The following is a 24,390-nucleotide window of genomic DNA, read 5'->3' on the forward strand; positions in this document are numbered from 1 at the left end:
AAAACCGCATGTTCGAACGCTTTCAGGCATTCTTCCAGAATCTCACCGCCGACCACCCGAAGAAAGGTTTTGCCCCTGATGATCCGCGCATCGCAGTGGCAGCGCTCTGCATGCAGGTCATGGAGGCTGACGGCCAGATCAAAGCCAGCGAGAAGAAGCGGCTGCGCAAGCTCCTGAAGGAGCAGTATGCACTCGACGGCAAGCAGCTCGACGCTCTGATAGCAGCCGGCCTTGAGGCCGAAAGCTCCGCCGTCGACTATTATCGCTTCACCGCCGACCTGAAACGTCATCTCAATACCGAGCAACGGCTGGAGCTGATCGGCGTCCTCTGGGACATCGTCTATGCCGATGGCGAACGCAGCGAGATGGAAGACCATGTGATCTGGCGTATCGCCGATCTGCTCGGCGTCTCCTCGCGCGAGCGCATCCAGAAGCGGCAGGAGGCCGCCGCCAGGGTGACAGACGTCCAGGTTGCGCAAGATGATACCGACTGAGCAAAACCCGAACCGCGACGCGCGCCCGATCCTCATCGTCCTGCATCAGGAACGGTCGAGCCCCGGCCGTGTCGGCCAATTGCTCGTCGAAAAGGGCTACCGCCTCGATATCCGCCGGCCGGTTCTCGGCGAGCCGCTTCCGACAACACTTGAAGACCATGCTGGCGCCGTCGTCTTCGGCGGGCCGATGAGCGCCAATGATCCCGATGACTTCGTCAAGAAGGAGATCGACTGGATCAACGTTCCGCTCCGGGAAAAGCGCCCCTACCTCGGTATCTGCCTCGGCGCGCAGATGCTGGTGCATCATCTCGGTGGCAAGGTGCAGCCGAATGCCGATGGCTCGACCGAGATCGGCTGGTATCCGCTGCACCCGACCGAGAAGGGCCGCCTGCTGATGCACTGGCCGAGGATGGTCTATCATTTCCACCGCGAGGGCTTCGAACTGCCGCGCGGCGCCGACCTGCTGGCCGAAGGCGATGCCTATCCGAACCAGGCCTTCCGCTACGACGACAACGCCTGGGGGCTGCAGTTCCATGCCGAACTGACCCGGGTGATGATGCATCGCTGGGTCGTGCATGGCGCCCATCGCTTCATCTTGCCGAACGCCCAGCAGGGCCGCGAACATCTCGAAGGCCGCATGCTATTCGATGCGCCGCTGAGAGCCTGGCTCACCGAATTCCTCGACATCGTCTTCGAGGGAAAGACGGCGAAGGCGGCGTCCTCTATCGCTCTTTGCGCATAATCGGTTTCTAAATCGATTCCGACGATACAGTGGGCGCGTCCAGCGTATCGATCCCGCGCAGTTTGGGGAAACTCGACGCCCAGATCGCCGCCACGACAAGCGTTCCGATCCCGCCGATGACGACCGCCGGCACCGCGCCGAAGATCGCCGCCATCGTGCCCGCCCTGAATTCCCCGAGCTCGTTCGAAGCGCCGACGAAGACCATGTTGACCGCATTGACGCGGCCGCGCAGCTGGTCCGGCGTCCAGAGCGCAATCAGGCTCTCGCGCACATAGACCGACACCATGTCGGCCGCCCCCATCAGCGCCAGCGCCGCGATCGAGACCTCGGTGTTGGTCGAGATGCCGAAAATGATCGTTCCGACGCCGAACAGGGCGACACCGATGAACATGTAGATGCCGGCGCGATGTTTGAGCGGATAGGCGGCAAGGAAAATCGCCATGACGATGGCGCCAAGTCCCGGTGCGGCGCGCAGCAGTCCGAGCCCCCAGGGACCGAGGGTGAGGATATCGCGCGCAAAAATTGGCATCAGCGCCGTGGCCCCGCCGAGCAGCACGGCGAAGAGATCGAGCGAGATCGCCCCGAGCACCACCTTTTCGGCGCGGATGAAACTGAAGCCGCCGAGGATCATCGCCCAGCTCTTGGTCTCGCCCGTCGTCTTCTGCTCCGGCTTCGGGATCATGTAGAGAAGGGCCGCACCGAGCACGGAAAAGACCACCGCCACCGTATAGGCGGTCGTCGCGCTGACGCCGTAGAGCAGACCGCCGAGCACCGGGCCGGTGATTGCCGCGAGCTGCCAGGACGACGAATTCCAGGCGATCGCATTGGAGAGTGCCCCCTCCGGCACGAGATTGGGCGCCAGCGACTGCACTGCCGGCGACATGAAGGCGCGTTCAACACCGAAGATCAAAAGCACCGCGAAAACAGGCAAGGGAGTGAATGTCCCCATGACCGTCATAACCAGCAGCGCCAGCGTACAGAGCGCGCTCACCAGCGAGCAGAGTGCGGCGATCGCCCGGCGATTGTACCGATCGGCCACCGAACCGGTGACGAGGATGAGCAGCAGCGACGGCAGGAACTGCACGAGACCAATCAAACCGAGATAGATCGCGCTGCCCGTCTGGTCGTACATCTGCCAGCCGACGGCGACGCTGACGATCTGCTGCGAGAAGGAAAGCAGGAAGCGCGCGAAGAAGAACCGCGTATAGGACGAGTGCCGGAACGCGGCAAAACGGTCTCCGGTGGGCGAAAACGACATGGAGGTTTTCCGAGGAGACGGGCGCCGGAATAGCGGCAAAGCCGCCCGTTAAACATGATTCACCGTGCGTTTCCACACGGCACTTGCTCGTTTAGTCGCCAATGTCTACATGTCTGTCAACAACGAATTGGAGACGATGATGTTTGCGCTGTTTCAAACCATTGATTTGGCTTTGAATATTTACACCTGGATCCTGATTGGCAGTGCCATTTTTTCCTGGCTCTATGCCTTCAATGTTATCAATTCCAGCAATCAGTTCGTCAATTCGGTCGGCACATTCCTCTATAATGTCACCGAACCGGTGCTGAAGCCGATCCGCCGCCTGCTGCCGAACCTTGGCGGTATCGACATTTCGCCGATCATCCTGCTGCTGATCATCTTCTTCCTGCGCACCCTGCTTTGGACCACGTTGTACCCGCTGGTCGCTTGAGCCGTCCCTGGAGCCTTTTCGATGACCATCTTCGCCTCGCCGTCCGGCTGACGCCGAATGGCGGGCGTGACGCGATCGACGGTATCGAGGCCGACGAGGCTTTCCTGAAGGCACGCGTCGCTGCCGTGCCCGAGAAAGGCAAGGCCAACAAGGCCCTCATCCTGCTCATCGCCCAGTCGCTCCGCATCCCCAAATCCAGCGTCAGCCTTATCTCCGGCGACACGGCACGCAAAAAAATCCTCCGGATCGACGGCGATCCGGAGGATTTGGTAAAAAAGCTCGAGATATTTTTAGGCTGAGCGATCAGCCTTTCTTCTTGGCGCGCTCAACGGCTTCGAGGATGAGTTCGCCTGCTTCCTTGGAGTCGCCCCAGCCGAATATCTTCACCCACTTGCCGGGTTCCAGATCCTTGTAGTGCTCGAAGAAATGCTCGATCTGCTTCAGCGTGATCTCGGGAAGATCGGTGTAGTCCTTCACCTTCTCATAGCGTAGCGTCAGCTTCGGCGACGGCACGGCGATGATCTTCTCGTCCTTGCCGGAATTGTCTTCCATCTTCAGGACGCCGATCGGGCGCACATTGATGACGCAGCCGGGAACCAGCGGACGGGTGCTGGCGATCAGCACGTCGATCGGGTCGCCGTCTTCCGACAGCGTGTGCGGCACGAAACCATAATTGCCCGGATAGGTCATCGGCGTATAGAGGAAACGATCGACCACCAGCGTGCCGGCTTCCTTGTCCATCTCATACTTGATGGGATGGCCGCCGACCGGAACCTCGACGATAACGTTGACGTCCTCAGGTGGATTATTACCGATTGAAATGGCGTCGATGCGCATAAGAAACTCCCGCGAGGTTGAATGTGCTGGCAGCCAGATAATCAGTTTCATGTGGCAACGCAACATCGCACAGCGCCAATGCTTGACTGCAGCGGCGCACATTCACATCAAAAGTTTCTAATAGGAGATAGTGAAACGCCGACTCCAGCGCCGCGCGTCTTTTCAGACGCGCCAAGGACGCGGTGGCACTTTGAATGGCCGTTCAGCTCCAGATGAAGCCGATCTTCTTCAATTGCCTGTGGTCGAAACTTTCCATGCCTTCGCAGAAATCGACACCGCCATGATGGCGGTAGAAGTGACTGGCGGTCTCGTTTTCCTCGAGGCACCAGACGACCAGCCCGTTGCAGCCGAGCGACTTCAAGAGCCGGCGCGCCTCGCCGAACAGCATCCTGCCAAGGCCGATACCCTGATACTCGGGCCGAAGATAAAGCTCGTAAATCTCGCCTTCCTGCGGCAGAGCACGGGCGCGGTTGAGGCCGAGCGTCGCATAGCCGGCGACTGTCCCGGCAACATCGAGAACCAGCAGCGTCGCCGGTCCGCGCGTTGCCTTGCGCCACCAGCTTTCGCCGCGCCGCTCGATCATCTGCGTCAGCGCGCGATGCGGAATGATGCCCGCATATGTATGCTGCCAGGCAAGCCTGTGTGTTTCCGATATGGCTCGGGCATCTTGCGGCTCGGCCCGCCGGACATCGATCGACAACGTCTTCATAACGTTTACTCTGGTCCCGCCGAAGGCAATTAACCATATGCACAGAGGCATTGTGATCGATTGCCCACAGACTTGATATGTGGACGACGATCAAAAGTTAACGCTTTTTTAACGATTGTCACAAGACGGAATCGACGCGGCGCACAATAAAAAACCCCGGCGCGCAAGCCGGGGTTTTTAGGGATTTCTCTCCAGCGCTGCGCCTCTTTTCGAGAGCCGCAAGACGCTATCGCACTTTGAATGGCTCTTAGAGCGCCGCCTTCGTCTTTTCGAAACGCTTGCGATCGTTTGCGTCGAGATACATCTTGCGCAGACGAATATTCTTCGGTGTCACTTCCATCAGCTCGTCATCCTGAATCCAGGAGAGCGCGCGATCAAGCGTCATCCGGATCGGCGGCGTCAGCTTCACCGCTTCGTCCTTGCCGGCGGCGCGGATGTTGGTGAGCTGCTTGCCCTTCAGCACGTTGACTTCAAGGTCGTTGTCGCGCGAATGGATGCCGATAATCATGCCGGCATAGACCTTTTCGCCCGGCTCGATGATCATCGGGCCGCGATCTTCCAAGTTGAACATCGCATAGGCGACGGCTTCGCCGGGAGCGTTGGCGAGCAGCACGCCGTTGACGCGGCCACCAATCACACCCTTGTAGGGCTGGTAGTCGTGGAACAGGCGGTTCATGATCGCCGTGCCGCGCGTATCCGTCAGCAGTTCCGACTGGTAGCCGATCAGGCCGCGGGTCGGTGCGTAGAAACGCAGGCGAAGACGGTTACCGCCCGACGGACGCAGCTCGACCATTTCGGCCTTGCGCTCGGACATCTTCTGCACGACGACACCGGAATGTTCTTCGTCGACGTCGACGACGACTTCCTCGATCGGCTCCAGAAGCTGGCCGTTTTCATCCTTGTGCATCACGACGCGCGGACGCGACACGGCAAGCTCGAAGCCTTCGCGACGCATGGTCTCGATGAGAACGGCGAGCTGAAGTTCGCCACGGCCGGACACGTAGAACGAATCCTTGCCTTCGGCTTCTTCGATCTTCAGGGCGACGTTGCCTTCCGCTTCCTTGAAGAGACGGTCGCGGATGACGCGGCTCGTCACCTTGTCGCCTTCGGTGCCGGCCAGCGGGCTGTCGTTGACGATGAAGGACATGGTGACAGTCGGCGGATCGATCGGCTGCGCCTGCAGCGGCTCGGTGATCGAGGGATCGCAGAAGGTGTCGGCGACCGTGCCCTTGGAAAGGCCGGCGATCGCGACAATATCGCCCTGATGCGCTTCTTCGATCGCCGTGCGCTCGATGCCGCGGAAGGCGAGGATCTTGGAAATACGGCCGGTTTCGATCGTCTTGCCGTCGGCGTGGAGAACCTTCACTGCCTGGTTCGGCTTGATGGAACCGGAATTGATACGACCGGTGATGATGCGACCGAGGAAGGGGTTGGCTTCGAGGATCGTGCCGATCATCGTGAACGGACCTTCGTGGACGGTCGGCTCCGGAACATGCTTGAGCACCAGGTCGAGAAGCGGCGTAAGACCCTGATCCTTCGGACCTTCCGGATTGACGTTCATCCAGCCGTCGCGGCCGGAACCGTAGAGGATCGGGAAGTCGAGCTGCTCGTCGGTCGCGTCGAGGTTCGCAAAGAGGTCGAAGACTTCGTTGATGACTTCTTCGTGGCGGCCATCAGGACGGTCGATCTTGTTGATCGCGACAATCGGACGAAGACCGACCTTCAAGGCCTTGGAGACAACGAACTTCGTCTGCGGCATCGGGCCTTCAGAGGAGTCGACGAGAACGATCGCGCCATCCACCATTGAGAGAATGCGCTCGACTTCACCACCAAAGTCGGCGTGGCCAGGGGTGTCGACGATGTTGATGCGGACACCCTTCCATTCCACCGAGGTCGCCTTGGCGAGAATGGTGATGCCGCGTTCTTTTTCGAGATCGTTCGAGTCCATCACGCGTTCAGCGACACGCTGATTTTCGCGGAACGAGCCGGACTGCTTGAGAAGCTCATCCACCAGGGTCGTTTTGCCATGGTCAACGTGCGCGATGATCGCGATATTGCGAAGTGACATATGTGAAATCTCTGAGGCTGGGGCGCACGCTCTAGAGGACGCGCCTATTAGTTTGGGGCGTCCATACAGTTTTTTTTGCGTTTGCGAAAGGGGGGAACGCGCAAAAGCTGCGGCAAGGCTGTCGCCCCGCCGCATCATAGCGTGTCATCAAATTGTCTTAGGCGTCGCTGCCTGTCAATTCCTCGAAGGTCGAAAGTCCCTTTTTGACAAGCATTGCATCCGGGCTCGGCAGCTTGCCGCGGAAGGCCGTGTAGGCGTCCTCCGGATCGACCGAGCCGCCGACCGAATAGATATTCTCCTTGAGCTTACGCGCCATCTCGCCGTTGAAGGCGTCTCCCGTCTCCTCGAAGGCGGCAAAGGCGTCGGCGTCGAGCACCTCCGACCACATGTAGGAGTAATAGCCGGCCGAATAGCCGCCGGAAAAGATGTGCTGGAAGTGCGGCGTCGCATGGCGCATGACGATCGACTTCGGCATGCCGATCTCGGCCAGTACCTCGGCCTGCACCGCCATCGGGTCCTCGACGGCCGTTCTCGTGTGAAACGCCATGTCGACCAGCGCCGACGAGGTGAACTCGACGGTATTGAAGCCGGCATTGAAGGTCCGGGCGGCAAGCACCTTGTCGAGCAGGGCCTGCGGCATCGGCTCGCCGGTTTCGACATGCACGGCGTAACGCTTCAGGATAGCGGGCACCGTCAACCAGTGCTCATAGAGCTGCGACGGCAGTTCGACGAAATCGCGAGAGACGCCGGTGCCCGCAACCGAGGGATAGGTGACGTTCGAAAGCATGCCGTGCAGCGCATGGCCGAATTCGTGGAACAGCGTACGGGCATCGTCGAGCGACAGCAGCGCCGGCTTGCCTTCCGCCGGCTTGGCGAAGTTGCAGACATTATAGATGATCGGCAATTCGCCATGGCGGCCGTTCTTCAGCTCCAGCCGGTGCTGCGATTGCAGCGAGCTCATCCAGGCGCCTGATCGTTTCGAGCTGCGGGCAAAATAATCGCCGAGGAACAGGGCGACGAGCTTGTCTTCGCGGTCCCTGATTTCGAACACCCTAACGTCAGGGTGATAGGCGGCCACGCCCTTCTTCTCGACGGCCCGGATGCCGAACAGCCGGCCGGCGACGTCGAAGCAGGCTTCGATAATCTTCTCGAGCTGCAGGTAGGGCTTGAGTTCAGTTTCGGAGAAATCGAACTTCCGCGCCCGGATCTTTTCGGCATAGTGGCGCCAGTCCCAGGGCATGACCTCGTGGTTCCGGCCCTCCTCGGCGATCAGCGCCGCAATATCGGCCTCCTCCTCGCCGGCGCGTTTCACCGCCCGCGCCCAGACAGCCCTCAGCAGGCCGTTCACGGCTTCCGCCGTCTTCGCCATCGTATTGTCGAGCTTCAGCTCGGCGAAATTGCCGTAGCCAAGCAGCGTCGCCACCTGATGGCGCAGCGCCAGCGTTTCCCTGATGACAGCGCGATTGTCCGTCTCACCATCATTTTCACCGCGCGCCACCCACGCCTTGAAAGCCTGCTCGCGCAGATCGCGGCGCTCCGAGAATGTGAGGAACGGCTCGATGATCGAGCGTGACAGCGTCACCGCATATTTGCCCTCCTCGCCGCGTTCGCGCGCTGCCCCCGCCATCGCGTCGCGAAGGAATTCCGGCAAGCCCTCGAGCTCGGCGCCATCGGAAAGCACCAGTGCCCAGGCCTTTTCGTCGGCCAGCACGTTCTGGCCGAATTGCGTCCCGAGGCCGGCAAGCTTTTCATTGATCGCCGCAAGATTTTCCTGCTCGGCCTTTTCAAGCTTGGCGCCCGATTTGACGAAGCCTTTCCAGTGGCGTTCCAGCACGCGCGTCTGTTCGAGCGTCAGGCCAAGGCTCTCGCGGCTCTCCCAGAGCGTGTCGATGCGGGCAAAAAGTGCGGCATTCATCCCGATCTTCGAATAGTGGCGCGACATCTTCGGCGAGATCTCCCGCTCCAGCGCCTGGATCACATCATTGGTATGCGCGCCTGCCTTGTTCCAGAACAGCGCCGAAACGCGCGACAGCGCGTCGCCGGCAATCTCCAGTGCCACGACCGTATTGTCGAATGTCGGCGCATCGCCGTTTCCGGCGATCTCGTCGATCTCCCTTTCATGCGCGGCAAGTGCGGCTTCGAAGGCAGCGGCAAAATCACCGTCATCCAGGGCATCGAAACGCGGCAGGCCGTGAAGACCGTCCCAGGTCACCAGCGCCGGATTAAAATCATGTGGAGAAGGCATCGGAGAATTCCTTTTTGGCATGCAAGTGAATCGGCAATATAGGAGAGCCGCCATAGAATTGGTATGTTACCGGGAAGGACCTTTTGCCTCGCCTGCCAAATTTGGCGGGCGCCAGCCAAATCTGGTGGACAACAATTGATACGTGAAAATTAACCAATCGTTAACGATTGACGCGAATCAGGCGCAGGCGCTAGTTTTCTGATGTTCTTCTTGTAAGGGGACATGCGCCATGGAAATTTTTTCTGTGCGGTCTTCTCAGAGTTTGCTTTTTAAAAACAATCCTAATAACGCAAAAAGTTCGAAGACCTCTGATATTCAAATCGAGACCAGAGCTCCCGCCCCGGCCTCGTTCCAGATCGAAGACGAAGTTGGCGAAGGCCCGGATTTCACCGCGGTCAGCCCTGGAGAGCTGCGCAATTACGCGCGCCAGAGTTTCGACAGCGGCCTGATCGATCAGAACACCTACGCCGCGATCTCAGAACCGCTGCCGATGCATGCGATCGATCCGCTCGGCAACATCGTCGATCTCTCCAGCGTCACCGACGGCACCAGCTTCAATTTCCTCGATTATTACAAGAACCAACTGCAGGTCGCCATGTCGATCGGCGATGCTGACGAGGTCCAGACGCTGAAATCGATCGTCAACTTCCTGGATGGCTGATCTAATCAGGCCTTGCGCCAGCCGAGCAGGCCGGGCGTTGCGTGCCAGAGCGCCTGGGCGGCAAATCCCATGAAAAGCACGCCGGAGCAGCGCACGATCAATCGCTCATGGGCACGATAGAAGCGCCGCACCGTACCGGCGCCGATGATGCCGATCAGGATGATGTCGGCAGTCACGAAACCGACGAACGACACGACGAGCAGCACCGGCAACGCCTCGAAATCGAGCGCGCCGGCCGAGCCTGCAACCAGTGCTGTGAAAGTGGCGAGCGCCACCGGATAACCCTTCGGATTGGTGACGCCGAAGATCAGACCACGGCGAAACGGCCGCTCGACCACAACAAGCGCCTGCCCCTCCGCTTTCGGCTTGGCATTGACAGCGCTCCAGCCGATCCAGGCGAGATAGAAGCCGCAGGCAAGGCCGAGCAGGTCGAAGACGAAGGTTCCGATCGTCTTTGCGCCGACGATCGCGATCAGCGCCAGCGACGACCAGATGAGATCCCCGACCAGATGCCCCATCATGAAGAAGGCGCCGGCCTTGCGGCCCTGCCCGGCGCCGATGCCGAGCAGCTGCAAAAAGGCGGGTCCCGGAATGAGCACGTAGAAGAGCGCCGCCAGAAAGGCGCCGAAGAGCAAAGACTGCGTCATGGAAATGCTCCGGAGGATGATGACAGCAGACTAAGCGTTCACGGCCATCCGTCAAGGGTGGTGCACTGCCATGGAGAGTGGGATCAGGTAGCAAACGCTACCGGAGGCGGCTTTTGGCCCGAGGCGGACATCGGTTCGTTGTTGAAGGATGCGGCTGCTTTGCGCCCTCATTCCTGCCGTTCAGCCAACCTCGTCGGCGTCCCAAAAGCTGCCATGAGGGGAAACGACGCTCCTGCGTGTCGTCTAGGAAGCCTGCCTTTCCTCCGGCCGCCGAGAAGTGCGCTGAACGTTCTTGAACGTCTCGTCCTGTTCGAGCGCCGCACTTCGCCGATCGCCCAGATCGATCAACTCGTCGAGGATACGCAAGAGCTGCTGCGCGGCATCCTGTGTAAGAGGGAAGTTGGCGGCTGCTAGGCGCTGTACGATCGCTGCGAGACGGGCAGGGATAAGCGTTCCCGACCAGCTGTTCCGAACCGGGTTGACCTGGGTGAGAATTGTCCCTGCTTGCTCCGCAAACGCGTCGATTGGGAAGGCTACGCCAGCACGTTCGCACAAGGTCAAGTAGCAGTCCGCAACGAACGACGACCAACCTATCCGCGAAACAACCTTTGCTACCGTAGGCAGGATCAATGGCAGCTCGTCCCATTTTCCGTTCACAAATCTCGCTGCGCCGTCCGCCCGCTCAACATTCACGAATAGCAGCGCTCGTATGAGCCGAGGCATTTCGGACCCGTGTACTTCGCCCGCTCGGTGACTGTTTGGATTGAAAGCGCGATCTATGAATACTCGCTCCACACAAGCATCCAAAAGCTCAAACGTGCCGGCGGGAACAACTGGCGCGTCCAGCACGTGCCGACAGACGATCGCAGTTCCGAACGGCGCCAAGAAGAGGAGTCCTTCCTCATCTTTCGATAGGAACGGGCGAAGCAGCACCTCTCTTACGAACTCCAGTTCGAAGAATGGAGCTGCGCGCGCTACAAGATCACCGAGCGCATGTGCCCATTCCATCGTTTCCGCTACCCTACGGTCCTGACGATGATCCGACCAAGGTGGCATAACCTTTTCGGCGGTCCACGCCACCCATTGCTTCAGGGCAAGCCTGAAAAGTTCTTTGAGTTGCGGCGATTGACACCACGCCTCCACGGGGAACTCCGAAAGCAACCCAGCGGCGTCTCGCGAGAAGAACGAGGGATCTGGCTCTTTCCAGTATTCTTCATCGTCACTTTTGCGGCCGCGACGCGTTCCGCCCTTGACCCAAGGACCGGGTAGCGCATCGAACGCATCGACTCTCTTGCCTCTCAGGCGCTTCAATGCACGTGCCAAGCTCGCTTTCTTCGCGGCACGTTCTTCCGAATTGTCCCTGGTTCCGTCGTCCTCGATCTTGAACCGGTAGCTCAAGGCCAGATCGAAGGCGTGCTGTGCCGCGATCCACTGAACCACCTGATCGGGGTCTCGCAACAAGGCAACGAAGGCCAGCTGATGAACTTCTTCCATAGGGTGAAGCGTCAACCCGAACAGCCGAGTAACAGGCCCCTCGTCCTTTACATCCTTCTTTCGCAGCTCAAGAAGCGCGACGACAAGGTGGTTGGTCGGGTGCCGTGGGCTGCGCGTGCCAGGAAAGGCGTCTGGCCGCTCTTCCATTTTCTCGACGCGCTTCAGGATGCCTAGCGCCCACTTCGTGTCGGCAGGAGAAAGAGCACCAAGCTTGATGACACAGGCGGCGATCGCCGAGATCGCGCTTTGTGCGGAGTCCCCACCCGCCTCCGTTCGGACTTTGAAAATTGAAGGGTTGTCACAGTCCTGAGCGAAGCGCACCGCATCCGCCAGAGTGAGACCAGCATCGGGCGCTCCTTTTTCTAATGATCGCGTTGCCCACCCCAAGATTCCTATTGTGCGCAAGTAATCCGACGACGCGTCGAGGGATCGTTGCTGGCTTGGTGATAAAGGAACGGGCGGCTCATATCCGATGAGCATCTGCCCATCGTCTGTATCGTGCCTACGATAGTTCGCGATATCTCCGAGTCCGGACCAGCGCTCCGCCTTTTCACGCAGCGCGGCTTCCGAGCCGGCCTCCGAGTGGTCACCTTCAAACTCGAAGGGCAGGTTCTTTGGATAATCCGCTAGCCGTGCTTTGAACTTTTCACGGAGAGCCTCATCGGGACTCAGCGCAAAGAGCATTGCCAGCTGTCGCACTTCGCGCTTCTCGCTCTCGCGATTGCGAAGGAAGGCCGCGGCGTCTGCTTTGTCACTCTTCAGCCGGTTGAAGAGTCCGAACGCGGGAATCTCAATGTCGCGAGTAGGCGATTGGGTGCTTCGAGCAATGTCGAACTGCCACAAGCGCTGACAGCTCGCTAATGGCAAGGTCGTCTCGGAGACAACGTTTTTCTCAAGCGCAAGCGTCAGAGCAAGGCCGAGTGAAGCGATGCAATGACTCCCCTCTACGACCGACCTGATAACATCATCGGCATGCTTACCCGCCTCGAGTTCCCTGTGCGCCCAATGGGCAAGGGCTAGCACGGCGCATTCCAGCGGCTGCGGTGCAAAATGACCCAAGAACCAGCTGTATACGGTCCAGTCGCCCCAGACCTCCTGCTTTCCCCAAGGGAACTCGACTACGATAGGAAGCGCCGTACCACCACGGCGATGGCTCAGCCTTTCGCGCTGACGCCATCCTTCCGTACCGTGATTCATAAGGTCCTTAACGAGGCCCAGCGCGAGGTCGGGACGTCCGTCGAAAAGCGCGGCAAAGGGCTGTTCACGCGCTGACGTAGGGAAGTAGTGTCTACCGTACTTCTGGATGCCAATCGCTTCTAGTTCGAGTGAGCTGCGGCCCATCGCAAAGGAGATATGCTCCAGACTCCGACGTTGTTGCTCGGTGCGCTCAGCCTCGGGGGTAGCGCGTGCCTGGCGTAGTGCCTCGATACGCTCGTCTTCCTCTCGCTCGATACGGTCGATGCGATCCTGCGGCAGCTCGTCAAGCACTTCGGCCTTCGTGACTTCGATCAGTTTCTCCGGTGCTACTTCCGTCAGTATCGGCGCATATAGCATTATGTCGCTGTAAGCGTGCTCGCGCATCTGCTGGTTCGCAATGGCTCGATCCAAAAGTCCGCGGCTTGGATCCGGAAATGCTCTTGCAGCGCGCAAGATCAGCCGCCTTAAAGTGCCTTCAAACTCTTCGCGGCTCTGACTGCGAAGCCCCTCCCACCGGCCATGATCAAAGCTTAGCTCCTCGCGATAGACGAAGCCCTCTATCTCGATCAGCCATCTATTGGCCAGATCAACAATGGCTCGCGATCGAGCGTTGCGATAATCCGCGATCGCATTCTGCCAAACCCCTAATGCTTCGATTAAAAGCGGATAGAGTCGGGTTGGAAGCGTGTCGGCTATCGACACGAGCCAGTCGACCAAGCGGCCCCAACTTGGGAAGTCGGATGGCCACCCGAGCAGGTCGGCCACGCGCATACGGTCGACGCCCTCGGTCGCAGACTGTTGCAGAATGACGGGGCTGGGAATGGTGTGCTGGGCCTGAAACCAGACCAGCAGCTTTTCCATCACCGCACAGTCATTGGCGAAAAGTTCCGTTTGGAACTCCGGTAGCCGCGCGGTGAATGATTGGCTGAAAGGTGGAGCGGTAATCCACTCACGGCGCCATTGGGGACGCAGTGCAACCGCCTCCAGTGCGCGTAGCCCCCTTGTCCACTCGCCAGCGGTCTCAAGCGCGCTCTGCGCGACTAAGCCCACCACTCGGCCGAGAAGCGGGGGCTCGCCCGCATTGATCAACCCGTTCGGCCACGCATCGCCCAGGTCCAGCAGCAAGCGAAAGAACGCCCACTCGAAAAAGATGTCGTGAGTGAAAGAAAATGCAGCGCCGTTTCGCAATGGCCTTATGACGAGATCGCGCTCAAAATCGCTCAGCTGCGAAACTGTTGCAGTAGCAAGGTCGCGCGCGGCTACGCTCTTACCAATGGACCGCGATCCATTTTCCGCGAGGTCGATCATAGCGCGTTGGCGCTGCCGAATGGTGTCTTGGGCTGCATCGTGGCCACCACGTGACCACCACGCATTAATAAGGTCGACTTCGGTTTGGGGGGCTTCAATGTCGGCAGGAAGTGAACTCGCAAGAACCGCTGCAAAGAACGGTCGGCGCGCGATCTCTTGAACATTCGGACCACTGCCGATCAGCAGCCTGCGAAGAGCTGGCCGCTCAGCTGCTAGCGCGGCGGCTTCTTCGTCAGAGAAGGGCGTCACCGCCACATCGCCGATGCCTTGTTCTCCAATGAAGGTCTTCGGGAACCATGTGCGGTAGGCTTCGAGGCCCTGATCTCGGGAGGTGGCGAGGACCTTCCAATGGCGGAGCTCGTCGCTCGTCTCGATCGCGCGAAGCAAGTCGGTGATGATGGCTTTCTGATCAGGGCGAACGCGATCGATGCCATCGATGAAGAGAACAGCCGTACCGGCTGATCCGATTTCGGCGAGCAGCGTCGCCGCAGACCGATGTTCGAGGCCCAGCCTGCCGGCGAACATTTGCCAGTTAGTACCCTCTAGCTGATCTGCCTTGATAAAGAGAATCGGTCCTGCGTTAGCCGCTTGCTGCGCCGCTCTCTTGAGGATAGCGGACTTTCCGCATCCTGGCAGACCGCTGATGTTGACCAGTCTGTGGGAGGCGAGTTTTGCCTCGACTTTCGCATCAAACGTTGGGCGAGGAACGTGGAAGCCTTCGACAGCATCAGCGACTTCGGCCAATCCGGTTTCGCAGAACTGTTTCAACGCATCGAGGTCGCGTTGGAATCGTGGGGCGATGTTGAGACGGACCGTCCCTCGCAGCTGGTTCAAAAGTGTGGCGCGTGACCAGCGATACGCAGAGCCTTCTCCGTCTCGCACGATCCTGCAAAGCCTATCAAAGAGCAGAATGTCCTGCCCATCCAAGTTCGTCGCCACCAGTTCTTGGAGCTGATTGATGATCATTGTTCGGATGGCGCCGTTTTCTGTCAGTCCCGGTAGGTGCAACGCGACGAACTGCTGATAGAAGGTTCGGTCAGCCCCGGCATCTCCCGCGCCGATGAGAGGCGCTAGAACGGAACGCATAGTTCTTTCATCTGCGCCCGCCACCCCGCCCGGTCCGAAGCGCTCATTGAACTCTCGGTCAGTTGGGCTCGCTTTCGCCCAATCGATTAGCCGCTGTAGTGAACGAAGACGATCGACTGTGATGTGCTCAACGGCAAAACCGTAGGCGTCAAATTCGGTGAAGTCTAACTTGGCGCGCGTCGCCACTGAGGCGGCGACGATCGCACGGAAATCGCTGTTGCTGGCCGCAGCACTGATGGTGACTTCGCGCTTGGCTTGAATGCTCAGTCGACGGTTCTGACCATCTTCTTCGAAATCGATAATGACGTCGTCTAGCGGTTCACGGTGGCCTGCGCGCTGGACGGCTACGCTTGTCACGCGACCCGATTGGCCGGCGCCACGCCCCTCCATAAGCAGCAGCGCGAGATAGTATGCCGCAACAGTGTCTTCAAATGTGAATCCTGTCCCCCCTGTCAGCTCTGTTGATGGTGCCGATGCGTTCATATATCTATCCCTGGCCGCATGGTCTTTGCTCTAGTGGACTCGACCGAGCACATTGTACCTATGGTAGAACAATGATGGAACATATTAGTGCTCAAAGATCGCACTTAACCACCAGTACTCCTTGAAAAAGACGAAAGTGGCGGTCTACCGGCCGTCGCTTTCCGCATCGCGAGAGCTGCACCCTGGCGCGGGCTAGCTCCAAGAATATGTGAGGTTAATGCGCTGCGAGGCCCCGTCGTGATCTCAAATTGGAGAGATCGACTGGATCAACGGCGTATATGTCCCCTTGGAAGTTAGGCGCGCTAATTCAGCAACCAGCCGGCTGACCGTTGGTGCTGAGGTGGGAGTGATTGGGAGGTGGTCGGCTTCAGGCAAACCAAACTCGAACCACTGTCCGCATTCGGTCAAATGAGCTACGGGCACAATCTTAGGCCGAACGGCTGCTTCGATAGCGCCATGGCTAGGAGCGGACTGACCGCTTCCGTGAAGAGTTTCGGGCGCCGGCAGGCGTACGAAAGTCCCCGAGGAAGGAACCCGCGGGCCACAGTCGGAGGCTATGGGGATTTCGATCTGGGGCTGATATCGGCGATGGCGCGACCGCGGCCAGGAAGTGGGGTGCTGGATGCGGACAGGCCGCTTCGTTGCGCCTCCGCGCGGTTTAGCCGGCCCGGCAGCCGGCTCGACGCGACCCTGTTGGCGGCGATAATCACCATGAACGCGCGTGGGTCGGTTGCCGGAGGCGGGGCGCCCGCGGCTGAGGTCTGGATCATGCCATGCCGGGTCATGAAGCAGTCTCCCGGTTCGTCGCCGTCGCATCCGGCGGTCCGCGCGGCTGCCTCCGGCGTTCGAACACCTCGATGACGATCATTCGTCCGCCGCAGCAGGGGCATGGCGGGCGGAAGTCATCCGGTTCGCCTGGTGTGTTGTCATCGGCCGGTGCGGCGACGTCCAGGAGTTCGCGGGCGAGCGCCAGATTGGCCTTGCGGGCGGAGCCGGCGAGCAGGCCGTAGTGCCGGATGCGATGGAAGCCGCGCGGCAAGACATGGAGCAGGAAGCGGCGGATGAACTCATCGACCGCGAGCGTCATGATCTGCTGCCGGTCGCGGCCGTCGCGGCGGTAGTCCTTATAGCGGAAGGTGACGCCAGTTTCGTCGAAGGTGATCAGGCGGCGGTTCGAGATTGCGACCCGGTGGGTATAGCGCGACAGATAGGCAAGAACGGCCTCAGGACCCGCGAACGGCGCCTTCGCATAGACCACCCAGCGTTTCTTTCGGACCGGCGATAGATGCCGCAAGAATGCCTGCCGCTCGGTGAGATGAGCAAGTGCGCCAAAGAAGCAGAGCCGCTCGGCGTCGTGCAGAGCGACCAGCCGGGTGAGGAACAGTCGTCGGAACAGTTTGCCGAGTACGCGTACGGGAAGCAGGAAGGCCGGGCGCGACGAGATCCATCGACTTCCGTCTGGCGTGATGCCGCCGCCCGGAACGATCATGTGCACATGCGGATGGTGCGTCATCGCCGATCCCCAGGTGTGGAGCACGGCGGTGATGCCGATGCGCGCGCCGAGATGCTTGCGATCGGCCGCGATGGTCAGCATCGTCTCCGACGCCGCCTTGAACAGCAGGTCGTAGACGAGCGCCTTGTTCTGGAACGCTATGTCGGCGACCTCGGCCGGCAGGGTGAATACGACGTGGAAGTAGCCGACCGGAAGCAGATCGGCCTCGCGTTCGGCAAGCCATGTCCGTGCCGCCGCGCCCTGGCACTTTGGGCAGTGCCGATTGCGGCAGGAGTTGTAGGCGATCCGCCACTGGCCGCAGTCCTCGCAGGCCTCGACGTGACCGCCGAGGGCCGCAGTGCGGCAGTTCTCGATCGCCGACATCACCTTCAGTTGCGGCAGGCTCATATGTTCAGCATGCGCGCGCCGGTACGCCGCGCCGGCAGCACGGAAGATGTCGGCGACCTCGATCGAGGCACGCAAGGCTCAACCGTCGGGGAAGGCTTCTTCCGGCTTGAACAGGCCGAGTTTGTCGAGCGGACTCGTAACTGTGCGGACCGTCCTGGTCGCCACCTTGGCGTAGAGGGCGGTGTTGTTGAGTTTTGCGTGCCCGAGCAGGACCTGGATGATCCGAATGTCCGTGCCGTCCTCCAGCAGGTGGGTGGCGAAGCTGTGGCGCAGCGTATGCGGCCCGACCCGCTTGGCGATGTCGGCGGCCTGGGCCGCCTCAACGACGATCCGATAGAGCTGCCGCGTGCTGATCGGCTTCATTGCGTGTTGGCCAGGGAATAACCAGCCGTCGCGATGCATCACACCCTGCTGCCGGCCCACCTTCCACCACTGGCGCAGCAGGGTGAGCAGGTCCTCCGAAAGCATGGCATTGCGATAGCGCCCGCCCTTGCCACGCTCGACGCGCAGCAGCATGCGCTCGCTGTCGACGTCGGCGACCTTCAGCATCGACACCTCCGCGACACGTAGGCCCGCGCCATAGGCGACCGACAATGCCGCCTGGTGCTTGAGGCAGGTGGTGGCATTGAGCAACCGGGCAACCTCGTCGCGGCTCAGCACCACGGGCAGGTTACGCGGATGCGCCAGCCGGATGAGCCTGCGCGCCAGGTCCGGGCGGTCGAGGGTCTGGGTGAAGAAGAAGCGTAGCGCCGACACGACGCTGTTCATCGTCGGAACGGGAACGCCATCCTCCTGCTGCTCGATCTGGAACCGGCGCAGGTCGTCGGCGGTCGCCGTGTCTGGTGAACGCCCGAGGAAGGTCGCCAGGCGTCCGATGTCGCGGAGATAGTTGCGTTGCGTTTCGCGTGAGAAACGCCGCATGTTCATGTCGTCGATCAACCGCTGGCGCAGCGGGCTGACGGGCGTATCGAGATGGGGGTGCTGCATGGTCAGGCTCCTTGTTGAAGAAGCCCGTCATGCTCTGCCGTTGCCGGACGACGCTCAATGCAGGCGCAACGTCCGGCCTGTGCCCTCTACCTCAACCGCAGGCGCCCTCCCGCGCAGCGGGTTCGTTCTCCGTGAAGAGTTTCGGGCGCCGGCAGGCGTACGAAAGTCCCCGAGGAAGGAACCCGCGGGCCACAGTCGGAGGCTATGGGGATTTCGATCTGGGGCTGATATCGGCGATGGCGCGACCGCGGCCAGGAAGTGGGGTGCTGGATGCGGACAGGCCGCTTCGTTGCGCCTCCGCGCGGTTTAGCCGGCCCGGCAGCCGGCTCGACGCGACCCTGTTGGCGGCGATAATCACCATGAACGCGCGTGGGTCGGTTGCCGGAGGCGGGGCGCCCGCGGCTGAGGTCTGGATCATGCCATGCCGGGTCATGAAGCAGTCTCCCGGTTCGTCGCCGTCGCATCCGGCGGTCCGCGCGGCTGCCTCCGGCGTTCGAACACCTCGATGACGATCATTCGTCCGCCGCAGCAGGGGCATGGCGGGCGGAAGTCATCCGGTTCGCCTGGTGTGTTGTCATCGGCCGGTGCGGCGACGTCCAGGAGTTCGCGGGCGAGCGCCAGATTGGCCTTGCGGGCGGAGCCGGCGAGCAGGCCGTAGTGCCGGATGCGATGGAAGCCGCGCGGCAAGACATGGAGCAGGAAGCGGCGGATGAACTCATCGACCGCGAGCGTCATGATCTGCTGCCGGTCGCGGCCGTCGCGGCGGTAGTCCTTATAGCGGAAGGTGACGCCAGTTTCGTCGAAGGTGATCAGGCGGCGGTTCGAGATTGCGACCCGGTGGGTATAGCGCGACAGATAGGCAAGAACGGCCTCAGGACCCGCGAACGGCGCCTTCGCATAGACCACCCAGCGTTTCTTTCGGACCGGCGATAGATGCCGCAAGAATGCCTGCCGCTCGGTGAGATGAGCAAGTGCGCCAAAGAAGCAGAGCCGCTCGGCGTCGTGCAGAGCGACCAGCCGGGTGAGGAACAGTCGTCGGAACAGTTTGCCGAGTACGCGTACGGGAAGCAGGAAGGCCGGGCGCGACGAGATCCATCGACTTCCGTCTGGCGTGATGCCGCCGCCCGGAACGATCATGTGCACATGCGGATGGTGCGTCATCGCCGATCCCCAGGTGTGGAGCACGGCGGTGATGCCGATGCGCGCGCCGAGATGCTTGCGATCGGCCGCGATGGTCAGCATCGTCTCCGACGCCGCCTTGAACAGCAGGTCGTAGACGAGCGCCTTGTTCTGGAACGCTATGTCGGCGACCTCGGCCGGCAGGGTGAATACGACGTGGAAGTAGCCGACCGGAAGCAGATCGGCCTCGCGTTCGGCAAGCCATGTCCGTGCCGCCGCGCCCTGGCACTTTGGGCAGTGCCGATTGCGGCAGGAGTTGTAGGCGATCCGCCACTGGCCGCAGTCCTCGCAGGCCTCGACGTGACCGCCGAGGGCCGCAGTGCGGCAGTTCTCGATCGCCGACATCACCTTCAGTTGCGGCAGGCTCATATGTTCAGCATGCGCGCGCCGGTACGCCGCGCCGGCAGCACGGAAGATGTCGGCGACCTCGATCGAGGCACGCAAGGCTCAACCGTCGGGGAAGGCTTCTTCCGGCTTGAACAGGCCGAGTTTGTCGAGCGGACTCGTAACTGTGCGGACCGTCCTGGTCGCCACCTTGGCGTAGAGGGCGGTGTTGTTGAGTTTTGCGTGCCCGAGCAGGACCTGGATGATCCGAATGTCCGTGCCGTCCTCCAGCAGGTGGGTGGCGAAGCTGTGGCGCAGCGTATGCGGCCCGACCCGCTTGGCGATGTCGGCGGCCTGGGCCGCCTCAACGACGATCCGATAGAGCTGCCGCGTGCTGATCGGCTTCATTGCGTGTTGGCCAGGGAATAACCAGCCGTCGCGATGCATCACACCCTGCTGCCGGCCCACCTTCCACCACTGGCGCAGCAGGGTGAGCAGGTCCTCCGAAAGCATGGCATTGCGATAGCGCCCGCCCTTGCCACGCTCGACGCGCAGCAGCATGCGCTCGCTGTCGACGTCGGCGACCTTCAGCATCGACACCTCCGCGACACGTAGGCCCGCGCCATAGGCGACCGACAATGCCGCCTGGTGCTTGAGGCAGGTGGTGGCATTGAGCAACCGGGCAACCTCGTCGCGGCTAAGCACCACGGGCAGGTTACGCGGATGCGCCAGCCGGATGAGCCTGCGCGCCAGGTCCGGGCGGTCGAGGGTCTGGGTGAAGAAGAAGCGTAGCGCCGACACGACGCTGTTCATCGTCGGAACGGGAACGCCATCCTCCTGCTGCTCGATCTGGAACCGGCGCAGGTCGTCGGCGGTCGCCGTGTCTGGTGAACGCCCGAGGAAGGTCGCCAGGCGTCCGATGTCGCGGAGATAGTTGCGTTGCGTTTCGCGTGAGAAACGCCGCATGTTCATGTCGTCGATCAACCGCTGGCGCAGCGGGCTGACGGGCGTATCGAGATGGGGGTGCTGCATGGTCAGGCTCCTTGTTGAAGAAGCCCGTCATGCTCTGCCGTTGCCGGACGACGCTCAATGCAGGCGCAACGTCCGGCCTGTGCCCTCTACCTCAACCGCAGGCGCCCTCCCGCGCAGCGGGTTCGTTCTCCGGCCCTGTAGCGGTCATCTATTCAAGCCGAGCCGATGTCCGTTGTTCGTGCAATCCGGCCATCCAAAACGCTCTATGAATTTGGTGGCATTCGCTACCTCATTCCACCAAAAAGCCCGCACAGCAAATATTGCCGGCGGGCTCACATCCGGTTCGAAGGCGAACCGTGATTACTTCACGAGGTTGCGCTTGGCGAGCGTGCGCAGGCGCAGCGCATTGAGTTTGATGAAGCCGGCCGCATCCTTCTGGTCGTAGGCGCCCTGATCGTCCTCGAAGGTTACGAGCTTGTCGGAATAGAGCGACTTTTCGCTTTCGCGGCCGATGACCATGACATTGCCCTTGTAGAGCTTCAGCGTTACTTCGCCGTCGACATGTTCCTGGCTCTTGTCGATCAGCGCCTGCAGCATCTCGCGCTCCGGCGAAAACCAGAAGCCGTAATAGATCAGCTCGGCGTAACGCGGCATGATGTCGTCCTTGAGATGGGCGGCGCCGCGGTCGAGCGTGATCGATTCGATGGCGCGATGCGCCGTAAGCAGGATGGTGCCGCCTGGTGTCTCGTAGACGCCGCGCGACTTCATGCCGACAAAGCGGTTCTCGACGAGGTCGAGACGGCCGATGCCGTTGTCACGTCCGTAATTGTTGAGCGCAGCCAAGAGCGTCGCCGGGCTCATGCGCACGCCGTTGATCGAAACCGCGTCACCCCTCTCGAAGCCGACCTTGATGGTCGTTGCCTTGTCGGGTGCGGCCTCAGGCGAAATGGTGCGCATATGCACATATTCAGGCGCCTCCTTGGAGGGGTCCTCGAGAACCTTGCCTTCGGAAGAGGAATGCAGAAGGTTGGCGTCGACCGAGAACGGCGCCTCGCCCATCTTGTCCTTGGCAACCGGGATCTGATGCTGTTCGGCAAAGGCCAGCAGGTCGGTGCGGCTCTTGAACGCCCAGTCGCGCCACGGCGCGATGATCTTGATGTCGGGGTTCAGGGCATAGGCGGAGAGCTCGAAACGGACCTGGTCGTTGCCCTTGCCGGTCGCGCCGTGGGCAATCGCATCGGCGCCGGTCTTCTTGGCGATATCGATCAGATGCTTGGAAATCAACGGACGGGCGATCGAGGTGCCGAGCAGGTAGACGCCCTCATAGACGGCATTGGCGCGGAACATCGGGAAGACGAAATCGCGCACGAATTCTTCGCGCACATCCTCGATGTAGATCTCCTTGATGCCGAGCATCTCGGCCTTCTTGCGCGCCGGCTCCAGCTCTTCGCCCTGGCCGAGATCGGCGGTGAAGGTGACGACTTCGGCGCCGAGTTCCGTCTGCAGCCACTTCAGGATGATCGAGGTGTCGAGGCCGCCGGAATAGGCGAGAACGACTTTCTTCACGTCTTTGTATGATGCCATGATGATGAGGTCCGTTGCATAAAAGGCCGGCGAAAACCCGGTGTCGCGGCACTTTTAGCGAGATTGGCGCGTGACGCAAGACCAAGTGCGACGCTGATGGTGCCGATAGCGTTTGACAGCGCGAAAGCGGAGCCCATATTCGCCAGCGTCCGCAAATGCTCGAGGAGAGACTGCCCCGTGACGAATATTCAAGACATTTTCAAGAAGTCCAATGTTGCCGTCATCACCGGCGGCGCCTCCGGTATCGGTCTTGCCGCGGCGAAATATTTCGCCGGACGCGGCATGAGCGTCGCCATCGCCGATCTCGGCGGCGATCGGCTGGCCGACGCCGCCAATGAACTCAAGGCCATTGCCGGCGAGGAAAACGTGATGGCGGTCGAGACCGACGTCGCAGTCAAGGAATCCCTGGAGGCGCTCGAACGAGCCGTGCTCCAGCGTTTCGGCCGTGTGCACGTGCTGGTGAACAACGCCGGCATCGGCCCGGAAACCTCGATCTTCAGCCCACAGGCGAACTGGGACCATATCTTCGCCGTCAACCTGATGGGCGTGATCAACGGCACGCGCACCTTTGGCCCGAAGATGCTGTCGCACGGCGAGCCCGGCCTGATCATCAACACCGGCTCCAAGCAGGGCATCACCACGCCGCCCGGCAACCCCGCCTACAACATCTCCAAATCTGGTGTGAAAGTCTTCACCGAAGCCTTGCAGCATGAGCTTCGCAACACCGAAGGCGGAAAGATCTCCGCCCATCTTCTGATCCCCGGCTTCGTCTTCACCGGCCTCACCAAGGGCGACCGCGCGGAGAAACCGGCCGCGGCCTGGACGCCGGAACAGACCGTCGATTTCATGGTCGAAAGCCTCGAACGCGGCGATTTCTATATTCTCTGCCCCGACAATGATGTGGCGCGTCCGGTCGACGAGCGCCGGATGGCCTGGGCGGCCGGCGATATCATCGAGAACCGTCCGCCGCTGTCACGCTGGCACAAGGACTACGCCGACAAGTTCAAGGCCTTCCTCGAACAGAAGTAATCGGTACCATCAGAAGGTTTGATTGGTAATTTTCTGAAAGCCGGGTAGGAGATCCCCAGATCCTTTCCGGCTTTCAGAGTGTGTCATGGATTTTCTGCCCAACCTGCCGACCCTTCTCGCCTTTGCCGCCGCGACGCTGCTGCTTGCGGCAACCCCAGGCCCCGACATGACGCTGTCGATCAGCCGCGCGCTGGCTCAGGGCAAGAAGGCGGCGCTCTTCGTTGTCGTCGGCACCAGCCTCGGCATCGTCGTCCACACCATGCTGGTCGCTTTCGGCATTTCGGCGCTGATCACCGCCTCGCCGACCGCCTTCCTGATCCTGAAGACTGGCGGTGCCGCCTATCTGCTCTGGCTGGCGGTGCAGGCTATCCGCTTCGGCTCGAAGCTCACCGTCGCCAAGGTCGAGGAGCAGAAGGGCACGCCACTTTCCAACATCTCCTCGGGCTTCTGGGTCAATCTTCTGAACCCGAAGGTCATCATCTTCTTTATGACCTTCCTGCCGCAATTCGTCAGCGCCGGCGATCCGGCCGTCACCCAAAAGCTGCTCTTTCTCGGCTTCTGCTTCATCCTGATCGGCATGCCGGTCAACGCCAGCGTCGTCTTTGCCGCCGACTGGCTGGCCTCATGGCTGCAGAACAACAAGAAAGTGCTGCGCGGCATGGACTACACCTTCGCCGGCGTCTTCTCGATCTTCGCCGCAAAGATCCTGCTCACCCAGGCGAGATAGCCGCGGTTGCGCAGCAATCCGCCCGCGGT

General features: G+C 61.0%; 19 protein-coding genes. 7 read left to right on the forward strand and 12 right to left on the reverse strand.

Annotated features, from left to right (window positions below):
• Positions 1–8: 8 nt before the first annotated feature.
• A complete protein-coding gene (locus tag J3P73_RS23240) occupies positions 9–494 on the forward strand; it encodes a tellurite resistance TerB family protein (protein WP_012759325.1) in 486 nt (161 codons plus the stop codon).
• Positions 472–1,236, forward strand: a complete 765-nt coding sequence (locus J3P73_RS23245; protein ID WP_130692958.1) for a glutamine amidotransferase — start codon at positions 472–474, stop codon at positions 1,234–1,236. Before J3P73_RS23240 ends, J3P73_RS23245 begins: the two co-directional genes overlap by 23 nt.
• Positions 1,237–1,243: 7 nt before the next feature.
• Here J3P73_RS23245 and J3P73_RS23250 read toward each other — a convergent pair whose 3' ends face one another.
• Positions 1,244–2,494: an MFS transporter gene (locus J3P73_RS23250; RefSeq protein WP_130692959.1), complete on the reverse strand. Its 1,251-nt coding sequence runs from the start codon at positions 2,492–2,494 to the stop codon at positions 1,244–1,246.
• A gap of 139 nt (positions 2,495–2,633) precedes the next feature.
• On the opposite strand from J3P73_RS23250, the gene J3P73_RS23255 reads away from it, so the two are divergent.
• Entirely contained in the window at positions 2,634–2,924 is a 291-nt protein-coding gene (locus J3P73_RS23255; RefSeq protein WP_012759328.1) for a YggT family protein, read from the forward strand.
• Positions 2,921–3,223: a DUF167 domain-containing protein gene (locus J3P73_RS23260; RefSeq protein WP_130692960.1), complete on the forward strand. Its 303-nt coding sequence runs from the start codon at positions 2,921–2,923 to the stop codon at positions 3,221–3,223. The genes J3P73_RS23255 and J3P73_RS23260 overlap by 4 nt, the downstream gene beginning before the upstream one ends.
• A 4-nt stretch (positions 3,224–3,227) precedes the next feature.
• Here the strand turns inward: J3P73_RS23260 and ppa are convergent, their stop codons facing one another.
• From ppa to J3P73_RS23280, 4 genes are all read right to left on the reverse strand, one after another.
• Positions 3,228–3,761, reverse strand: a complete 534-nt coding sequence (gene ppa, locus J3P73_RS23265) for an inorganic diphosphatase (RefSeq protein ID WP_011653868.1) — start codon at positions 3,759–3,761, stop codon at positions 3,228–3,230.
• 202 nt (positions 3,762–3,963) lie between these two features.
• On the reverse strand, positions 3,964–4,470 hold the full coding sequence (locus tag J3P73_RS23270; RefSeq protein ID WP_017966220.1) for a GNAT family N-acetyltransferase: 507 nt from the start codon (positions 4,468–4,470) through the stop codon (positions 3,964–3,966).
• Between the two features lie 247 nt (positions 4,471–4,717).
• Complete coding sequence (gene typA, locus J3P73_RS23275) at positions 4,718–6,538, reverse strand: translational GTPase TypA (RefSeq protein ID WP_018072079.1); 1,821 nt, start codon at positions 6,536–6,538, stop codon at positions 4,718–4,720.
• A 157-nt stretch (positions 6,539–6,695) separates the two neighbouring features.
• Positions 6,696–8,783, reverse strand: a complete 2,088-nt coding sequence (locus J3P73_RS23280) for a M3 family metallopeptidase (protein WP_130673234.1) — start codon at positions 8,781–8,783, stop codon at positions 6,696–6,698.
• 229 nt (positions 8,784–9,012) lie between these two features.
• Between J3P73_RS23280 and J3P73_RS23285 the strand changes: the two genes are divergently transcribed.
• Positions 9,013–9,444, forward strand: a complete 432-nt coding sequence (locus tag J3P73_RS23285; protein WP_075224988.1) for a hypothetical protein — start codon at positions 9,013–9,015, stop codon at positions 9,442–9,444.
• A 5-nt stretch (positions 9,445–9,449) separates the two neighbouring features.
• On the opposite strand, the gene J3P73_RS23290 is transcribed toward J3P73_RS23285, so the two are convergent.
• The 7 genes from J3P73_RS23290 to J3P73_RS23320 all read right to left on the reverse strand — a co-directional run bounded on the left by J3P73_RS23290 (position 9,450) and on the right by J3P73_RS23320 (position 22,605).
• Complete coding sequence (locus tag J3P73_RS23290) at positions 9,450–10,091, reverse strand: LysE family translocator (RefSeq protein ID WP_012759334.1); 642 nt, start codon at positions 10,089–10,091, stop codon at positions 9,450–9,452.
• A 243-nt stretch (positions 10,092–10,334) separates the two neighbouring features.
• Positions 10,335–15,659 (reverse strand): AAA family ATPase, encoded by a 5,325-nt coding sequence (locus J3P73_RS23295; protein WP_207579709.1) that lies wholly within the window; start codon positions 15,657–15,659, stop codon positions 10,335–10,337.
• A gap of 781 nt (positions 15,660–16,440) precedes the next feature.
• On the reverse strand, positions 16,441–17,634 hold the full coding sequence (locus tag J3P73_RS23300) for an IS91 family transposase (RefSeq protein ID WP_130691466.1): 1,194 nt from the start codon (positions 17,632–17,634) through the stop codon (positions 16,441–16,443).
• Positions 17,635–17,637: 3 nt separating this feature from the next.
• The gene (locus J3P73_RS23305; protein WP_130691464.1) at positions 17,638–18,546 is read right to left on the reverse strand and encodes a tyrosine-type recombinase/integrase; all 909 of its coding nucleotides are present in this window, start codon (positions 18,544–18,546) and stop codon (positions 17,638–17,640) included.
• A gap of 429 nt (positions 18,547–18,975) precedes the next feature.
• Positions 18,976–20,169: an IS91 family transposase gene (locus J3P73_RS23310; RefSeq protein WP_130691466.1), complete on the reverse strand. Its 1,194-nt coding sequence runs from the start codon at positions 20,167–20,169 to the stop codon at positions 18,976–18,978.
• Positions 20,170–20,172: 3 nt separating this feature from the next.
• Entirely contained in the window at positions 20,173–21,081 is a 909-nt protein-coding gene (locus tag J3P73_RS23315; RefSeq protein WP_130691464.1) for a tyrosine-type recombinase/integrase, read from the reverse strand.
• A gap of 300 nt (positions 21,082–21,381) precedes the next feature.
• Positions 21,382–22,605, reverse strand: coding sequence for an argininosuccinate synthase (locus tag J3P73_RS23320; RefSeq protein WP_130692962.1), 1,224 nt, complete (start codon positions 22,603–22,605; stop codon positions 21,382–21,384).
• 177 nt (positions 22,606–22,782) lie between these two features.
• On the opposite strand from J3P73_RS23320, the gene J3P73_RS23325 reads away from it, so the two are divergent.
• Complete coding sequence (locus J3P73_RS23325) at positions 22,783–23,634, forward strand: SDR family NAD(P)-dependent oxidoreductase (RefSeq protein ID WP_130692963.1); 852 nt, start codon at positions 22,783–22,785, stop codon at positions 23,632–23,634.
• Between the two features lie 85 nt (positions 23,635–23,719).
• On the forward strand, positions 23,720–24,361 hold the full coding sequence (locus tag J3P73_RS23330; RefSeq protein WP_130692964.1) for a LysE family translocator: 642 nt from the start codon (positions 23,720–23,722) through the stop codon (positions 24,359–24,361).
• The last annotated feature ends 29 nt before the right edge of the window (positions 24,362–24,390 follow it).

It is taken from the genome of Rhizobium ruizarguesonis (assembly GCF_017357285.1).
GTDB classification, from domain to species: Bacteria; Pseudomonadota; Alphaproteobacteria; order Rhizobiales; family Rhizobiaceae; genus Rhizobium; species Rhizobium ruizarguesonis.

What these genes read in the sequence shown, in the direction of transcription:
- J3P73_RS23240 (WP_012759325.1), top strand. Translation starts at nt 9, where the DNA reads ATGTTCGAACGCTTTCAGGCATTCTTCCAGAATCTCACCGCCGACCAC.
- J3P73_RS23250 (WP_130692959.1), bottom strand. Translation starts at nt 2,494, where the DNA reads ATGTCGTTTTCGCCCACCGGAGACCGTTTTGCCGCGTTCCGGCACTCG.
- J3P73_RS23255 (WP_012759328.1), top strand. Translation starts at nt 2,634, where the DNA reads ATGTTTGCGCTGTTTCAAACCATTGATTTGGCTTTGAATATTTACACC.
- ppa (WP_011653868.1), bottom strand. Translation starts at nt 3,761, where the DNA reads ATGCGCATCGACGCCATTTCAATCGGTAATAATCCACCTGAGGACGTC.
- J3P73_RS23270 (WP_017966220.1), bottom strand. Translation starts at nt 4,470, where the DNA reads ATGAAGACGTTGTCGATCGATGTCCGGCGGGCCGAGCCGCAAGATGCC.
- typA (WP_018072079.1), bottom strand. Translation starts at nt 6,538, where the DNA reads ATGTCACTTCGCAATATCGCGATCATCGCGCACGTTGACCATGGCAAA.
- J3P73_RS23280 (WP_130673234.1), bottom strand. Translation starts at nt 8,783, where the DNA reads ATGCCTTCTCCACATGATTTTAATCCGGCGCTGGTGACCTGGGACGGT.
- J3P73_RS23285 (WP_075224988.1), top strand. Translation starts at nt 9,013, where the DNA reads ATGGAAATTTTTTCTGTGCGGTCTTCTCAGAGTTTGCTTTTTAAAAAC.
- J3P73_RS23290 (WP_012759334.1), bottom strand. Translation starts at nt 10,091, where the DNA reads ATGACGCAGTCTTTGCTCTTCGGCGCCTTTCTGGCGGCGCTCTTCTAC.
- J3P73_RS23295 (WP_207579709.1), bottom strand. Translation starts at nt 15,659, where the DNA reads ATGAACGCATCGGCACCATCAACAGAGCTGACAGGGGGGACAGGATTC.
- J3P73_RS23305 (WP_130691464.1), bottom strand. Translation starts at nt 18,546, where the DNA reads ATGCAGCACCCCCATCTCGATACGCCCGTCAGCCCGCTGCGCCAGCGG.
- J3P73_RS23315 (WP_130691464.1), bottom strand. Translation starts at nt 21,081, where the DNA reads ATGCAGCACCCCCATCTCGATACGCCCGTCAGCCCGCTGCGCCAGCGG.
- J3P73_RS23320 (WP_130692962.1), bottom strand. Translation starts at nt 22,605, where the DNA reads ATGGCATCATACAAAGACGTGAAGAAAGTCGTTCTCGCCTATTCCGGC.
- J3P73_RS23330 (WP_130692964.1), top strand. Translation starts at nt 23,720, where the DNA reads ATGGATTTTCTGCCCAACCTGCCGACCCTTCTCGCCTTTGCCGCCGCG.